Source organism: Psychrobacter sp. DAB_AL32B (assembly GCF_002224105.1).
Taxonomy (GTDB): domain Bacteria; phylum Pseudomonadota; class Gammaproteobacteria; order Pseudomonadales; family Moraxellaceae; genus Psychrobacter.
The window spans coordinates 21,231-27,230 of sequence record NZ_NEXU01000054.1; the positions used below are offsets into that span (position 1 = coordinate 21,231).

A 6,000-nucleotide genomic window follows, 5' to 3' on the forward strand; every position below is an offset into this window, starting at 1 on the left:
GTATTTGTTATTAATATCAAACCTGATTCAAAGTCATTTAGAACCACTCTACTTGCATATCAGTACATACCGCATTGTTATTATTTAATAGCTCAATATCGCGATTAATTAGTGGCAATTCCCAATCAATAAAGTATTTTGCCGCCTGTATTTTGCCATGATAGAAATTTTGTTTTTCAGAATCTTGCGTATTGTTTAATAATTGCTCCGCTTTACTGGCTTGGCGAATCCAAATCCAGCTCACTACGATTGAAGCAAAAATATTCATTAATGCTTGCGCATTTCCGGTCAGTGTTAATGATTTCTCAGTTTGTAAAATTTTGCTTAAATGTACCAATACTTCATGCAGATGACCCATATAAGGCATCAATTTACTGACAAGTTTTGCACTCTCGGGCGTGGTTTTTAGAGTGGTTGCGCTTTCTAAATCTTTGGTTATTTCACTTTTTAGAATTTGAATACCAAGCCCTTTGTTTTGCCATAACTTACGGAATGATAAATCTAAAGCTTGTACGCCATTTGTGCCTTCATGGATAAGATTAAGACGATTGTCCCGCCAAAATTGCTCGGCTTGATACTCACGCGTATAGCCTGCACCGCCCAATACTTGGATACCCAAATCATTGGCTTTAGGCCCATATTCAGAAGGCCATGCCTTTAACACGGGTGTGAGTAAATCTAATAATTCTGATAGCTCAGCTTTTAGCGTTGCATCCTCACAAGTATTGATACGGTCAATGAGATTGGAGCCGTATAAACACAAAGAAATGCCGCCTTCGGTATAAGCTTTTTGCGCAAGGAGCATACGCTTCACATCACCGTGCTGAATAATCGCGGTTGCTGGATCTTCAGGTTTATTATTCGGTGCGATTCTACCTTGTGTTCTATCCTTGGCATAATCGAGCGAATACTGATAACCGCGATAGCCAATCATCGCCGCGCCAAAGCCAACAGCGATGCGCGCTTCATTCATCATTTTAAACATGTAGCGTAAGCCAAAATGCTCTTCGCCAATAAGGTAACCATAACAATCACCTACATCACCAAAGCTCAGTGCGGTAGAAGTCGCGCCTCTATAACCAAGCTTATGAATGAGTCCGGTTAAATGCACATCATTACGCTCGCCCACTGAGAAATCATCATTTAAGCGATACTTGGGTACGGCAAATAAAGAAATACCTTTGACGCCACCAGGACCGCCCGGCACTTTAGCTAGTACCAAATGGACAATATTGTCAGACAACTCATGATCACCCGCTGAAATATAAATCTTACTACCTTTTACGCGATAGCTGCCATCGTCTTGTTTGACGGCAGTGGTTTTGATATCAGCAAGTGATGAGCCAGCATGTGGCTCTGTTAATGCCATGGTGCCAGTGAATTCACCCGTTAGCATACGCGGCATAAAGGCATTTTTAATATCATCGCTGGCAAAATGTGAGATGACATTAATCGCCGCAGTGGTTAGAAATGGATAAGCGGTCGTTGAAGGATTAGCCGCCATAAAATAGCCTGCCACCGCTGTCATCACTGTTTCAGGTAATTGCATGCCGCCATCTTCAAACGAATAACGACCAGCAATAAAGCCTGACTCTCTAAACGCATCAAAGGCGACTTTAACATCGTCTATCATGCTGACTTTCTTACCATCAAACTGCGGTTCGTTCTGATCTGCGGTATGATTGTGTGGCAAAAATAAATTGGTCGCCATTTTTTTTGCTGTGTCTAATACGGCGTCGAAGGTGGCACGGTTGTGCTCTTCAAACTTAGGATGCTCGGTTAAATTTTCAGTACCCAATACATCATATAATTGAAATGGTAATTCAAAGTCATTGATAAGCGTATCTGCTGCCATAATATTCTCGCTAACTAATTAAATTTGTTTATCAATTGATATTAATCTAATTTAGCCCATTGCCGTATTGTCATTTATGACATAATCATGGTCAAATAAGACATTTATAAGCTGCCAAGCTAGACAGTTTCAACCAAAAAACACGTGATTGTAGACAGCCGCTATCAAAAAACAGCCATTAAAAAATAGACAAAGGAAACCAGACACTCATGCCCTACTTCAAACCTTTTAAAGTGATTATTTTGGGCTTCGATGGTGTACTCGGTAGCGTGCTTGCTGGTGCATTAGACCTTTTTTCATTTACTGGCGTCAGTTGGCAACGGTTTTCAAATGAGGCGGTAGAGCCGAGGTTTAGTGTGCAGATAGCCAGTCTAGGCGGCGTAGATATTAGATGTAGCAACCGCTTAATCATGCAAGCGCATTGCGACATTCGCGAGGTGACAGAGTGCGATTTATTATTAATCCCAACTATTGGCGATTCTATTGATAAGGTATTGAGTCAAAATAGCCAGTTAATTCCACATTTACAGCGGCTAGCTAATACCAAAGCAGATATCGCTAGTAACTGTAGCGGTGCTTTCTTTTTGGCAAAGGCAGGGTTATTAGATAATAAAATAGCGACAACCCATTGGGGCTATGCAAGTAAGTTTAAAGCAGACTTTCCACTGGTTGATTTGCAAGAAAACCAGTTTGTCACTCAATCAAAGAATCAATCAAAAAGCCAGTCAAGAAGTGATTCAATAACCCAATCGGGTACTATATTCTGTGCGGCAGGAGGAAGTGCGTTTTATGATTTGGGATTGTTATTAATCGAGCGCTATTGCGGGCGTGAGATTTCTACCCAAGTGGCAAAAACTCAGATTATCGATAGCAAAAGAGGCAATCAGAACAGTTATACCAATGTGACTTTGCATAAACCGCATGCAGACCAACTGGTCAAGCAAGTACAAGAATTTATTGAAGAAAATTTCAAACAGCCTATTCAAGTGAGCAGTTTGGCTGCCATAGTGAATATCACGCCGCGCACGTTAAATAGACGCTTTCAATCCGCTGTCGCCATGCGCCCGATCGAGTATATTCAAGCAGTACGCATTGAACAGGCAAAACGTTTGTTGGAATCAGGCGATGTAACGATTAAGTCACTCGCTGAGCAAGTCGGCTACGATGATATCTCATCATTTACCCGCCTTTTTAAACGCGCCACTGAGCTAACCCCGAAAGAGTACCAGGATAAATTTTCACGGTTAGCGATTTAGGTTTTCTTTATTGCTGCTTTTTCTGATGGTTAAAGGTTTTGCCATAATCCTTCGACATGAATCGCATCAGGCTTAATCGTTGGATAATCCGTAAACGCCAATTGATAGCCACCGATTGTATTTGGGCTAATTTGACACGTCGCGCCCAGTGGAAAGCTGTGTTTTTTCCCAATATGACCAAAGCTCATGCCACTATAAATCGGTAATCCTGTCAGCTTATGCAATTGACGAATCACCGTGGCAACATCATAGCGCTTATCGTAGCTGTCTTCACCCGTACCCGATAAGGCCCCAAATACAATTGCTTTCTGACCTTTAAACACGCCTGCTAGGTACAAATCATATAGCATGCGCTCAATACGATAGGTTTGCTCGCCCACATCTTCCAAAAACACAATGCCACCAGCAATTCGTGGTAAATAATCACTACCTGCCAGCGCCGATACTACACTTAGATTACCGCCCCAAATAGTACCGGTTATTGTTTTCGGTTCACCGTTTGACAGAATACTCGGTAATTGCGGACTGGTTAAAGAAGCATCTCTTATGCTGATAGCCAGATTTGGATTGGTTAGTGCTTCTACAAATTGTCGACAACTGATCTGATCCGGTTTGTTTTTGCCAAACTCGCTATAGAGCATCGGAGCGGCAAGCGAGCTCATATCTCCTTTTGCCAGTAGCGCACATTGGATAGCAGTCACATCACTAAAGCCTGCAAGTATGCTGCCGCGCTCTGCCATGATACGGCCTAGCGTCGACCAATCAACCATGGGTAATAAACGCATCGCACCATAACCACCACGCACACCCAGTAGCAGCTTAGGTGCTGCGATCGCACCGGTGGCGATGTTTTGTAAATCACTGGCTCGCTGTGAATCCGTACCTGCAAAACGCAAATACTGCCGAGTGGTAATCGCAGAATTGTCCACTTTAAAACCGGCACAAGACAGGCGATCTAATGCCAATTGATTGCGCTCATTACTGCCACCGACGTTGGAGCTGGCAAAAAGTCGCGTCTCAATACTTGGCGTGATACAGCTCATTTGCGACTGTAATATCTGAGAAGATACTGGTTGGGATATCAAACTCTCATCCAACAGTGCGGTTGGCAGATCGTCTTTGGTGAATGACGTATTATTATTTGTATCAATCGTATTAGAGGCCAGCACTTGAGTTATGCTTTGGGTCGCTAATAATCCTACACTTGCATTTATGCCGATTTTTCGTAAAAACTGTCGCCTGTTCAGGCCAGCCGTACTTTTTATAGCTGAATCAGCCGCTTTATGCTGGCTCTCATTTTTATTGTTTTTTAATGATTGTTCAGAAGCTATTTTTGAAGCCATATTTTGTTGCTGCCTATCAATTTTTATCTTGGTATGGTTTTGAATGGTTTTTATCTTTGTTATTAACCGACTTATAACATCGAAATATCGCATTGTAGCTTGTTTGTCAGCGCTTAAAGTTGCCCAATCTTTGCCTGTATTTACTTTTTCGCTACCGTATGAGATAAAACTGCTCAGGCAACTTGCACGTTTGCCACCAAAAACCCAACAAATCGCTATGGCGCGATATTGGCACACGCCATAACTTTGTTATAGTATAAGAATACTGATTGCTGTTAAATAAGGATGATAATAATGGTTGATAAAACGACTGATAAACAGAAAAAAGAAGAAATATTAGATGCTGATCTTGAGTACATCATTAATGAGGAAGAAAAGCTTAAAGAAAAATTGGCAGACAGCAGCCACCTTGAGCGTTTCACCAAAGACTTGATGCTATTTATGAGTCTGATTAAGGATTACTATAAAGGCAACTATCGTGATATTCCTTACAAGACCATTTCAGCAGGAATTGTCGGTTTACTCTATACCATCAACCCTATAGATATTATCCCAGATTTCATTCCTTTTATTGGTCATATTGACGATGCTCTAGTGCTTACCTTTTGCTTAAAACTGATTGAAAAAGATTTGCAAAAATATCAAACGTGGAAGAAAAGTCAGTCTACTGCTAAACCTACTACTCATTTAAAGAAAAAAGCCTGACCGTTTAAATGCAGTAAAAAGCCACGACTGATAATCAATTTATCGGTCGTGGCTTTTTACTAATCAGTATCAACTTACCTAGGCTACTCAATCAGGCACACCATAACTGGATTTTTCGGGATTGAGGCCAAATGAATAGACGAAAGTAGCAACGAGGCTATTAATGATAATAAATGGTACATCGATAGCGACGTGCCCGAGCGCGTAGCGACCGATTAACCACGATATAATCAGCATAATAATAAAGAACCCACCCAAATACGCCAAGATGGCAGGATGCTTTAGATTATAAGGCTGCTCAGGTTTGGGCTGCTTATCGAGCACATAGGTTCTGACTGCCCAACCGGCTGCATAAGAGAACCCACCCAATACCACATAACTAAAAAAATTCATATTGCCTGACTCGAATGACATGACGGTTTATGATAAGGAGTTACTTATAATAAACGGTGATTTATAAAAAGTATTTATTGAATGAAACCGTTATTTATAATAAATGACGGTTTATTAATAATGACTTATCGCGCTTACCTAAATACTATCATTAACATTATCGATAACAATATTGGCATGTGGATTGGCTAAGATATCGGTATTGACGTCATCACACTCTACGCGATATATAGTATTGGCACCTCGATAAATATAGGATAAATACTCACTATCCAGCAACGGATCGATATTAGCATAAACAGGTTTGACATGAGCCAGCACCAATACTCTATCCGGACGGCCAATGACGGCGTCAACATTATCAGGATCAATAGAGAAAAACGTTGGTATATCACTATTCTCAATTACTTCTAACGACTCAGCGTCATCCCAAACGCGCTTAGAACTA

At 41.1% G+C, this 6,000-nt stretch carries 5 protein-coding genes and 1 pseudogene; 2 read left to right on the forward strand and 4 right to left on the reverse strand.

The genetic code is table 11. The features are described 5' to 3' along the window. Positions 1–37 precede the first annotated feature (37 nt). The gene (locus CAN34_RS06375) at positions 38–1,855 is read right to left on the reverse strand and encodes an acyl-CoA dehydrogenase (RefSeq protein WP_089554944.1); all 1,818 of its coding nucleotides are present in this window, start codon (positions 1,853–1,855) and stop codon (positions 38–40) included. 209 nt (positions 1,856–2,064) lie between these two features. Between CAN34_RS06375 and CAN34_RS06380 the strand changes: the two genes are divergently transcribed. Continuing rightward, complete coding sequence (locus CAN34_RS06380; protein ID WP_089554945.1) at positions 2,065–3,111, forward strand: GlxA family transcriptional regulator; 1,047 nt, start codon at positions 2,065–2,067, stop codon at positions 3,109–3,111. A gap of 29 nt (positions 3,112–3,140) precedes the next feature. On the opposite strand, the gene CAN34_RS06385 is transcribed toward CAN34_RS06380, so the two are convergent. Next, the gene (locus tag CAN34_RS06385) at positions 3,141–4,454 is read right to left on the reverse strand and encodes an LD-carboxypeptidase (protein WP_089554948.1); all 1,314 of its coding nucleotides are present in this window, start codon (positions 4,452–4,454) and stop codon (positions 3,141–3,143) included. 294 nt (positions 4,455–4,748) lie between these two features. On the opposite strand from CAN34_RS06385, the gene CAN34_RS06390 reads away from it, so the two are divergent. Further along, positions 4,749–5,159, forward strand: coding sequence for a YkvA family protein (locus CAN34_RS06390; RefSeq protein ID WP_089554946.1), 411 nt, complete (start codon positions 4,749–4,751; stop codon positions 5,157–5,159). A gap of 87 nt (positions 5,160–5,246) precedes the next feature. Here CAN34_RS06390 and CAN34_RS06395 read toward each other — a convergent pair whose 3' ends face one another. Together CAN34_RS06395 and CAN34_RS06400 are read right to left on the reverse strand one after the other, a co-directional pair. Beyond that, entirely contained in the window at positions 5,247–5,552 is a 306-nt protein-coding gene (locus CAN34_RS06395) for a hypothetical protein (protein ID WP_079691369.1), read from the reverse strand. 138 nt (positions 5,553–5,690) lie between these two features. Further along, a pseudogene (locus tag CAN34_RS06400) lies at positions 5,691–6,000 on the reverse strand (hypothetical protein); the annotation flags it as partial.

Excerpts from the sequence above, each read along its gene's own strand:
- CAN34_RS06375 (WP_089554944.1), bottom strand. The coding sequence starts at position 1,855 with ATGGCAGCAGATACGCTTATCAATGACTTTGAATTACCATTTCAATTA.
- CAN34_RS06380 (WP_089554945.1), top strand. The coding sequence starts at position 2,065 with ATGCCCTACTTCAAACCTTTTAAAGTGATTATTTTGGGCTTCGATGGT.
- CAN34_RS06385 (WP_089554948.1), bottom strand. The coding sequence starts at position 4,454 with ATGGCTTCAAAAATAGCTTCTGAACAATCATTAAAAAACAATAAAAAT.
- CAN34_RS06390 (WP_089554946.1), top strand. The coding sequence starts at position 4,749 with ATGGTTGATAAAACGACTGATAAACAGAAAAAAGAAGAAATATTAGAT.
- CAN34_RS06395 (WP_079691369.1), bottom strand. The coding sequence starts at position 5,552 with ATGAATTTTTTTAGTTATGTGGTATTGGGTGGGTTCTCTTATGCAGCC.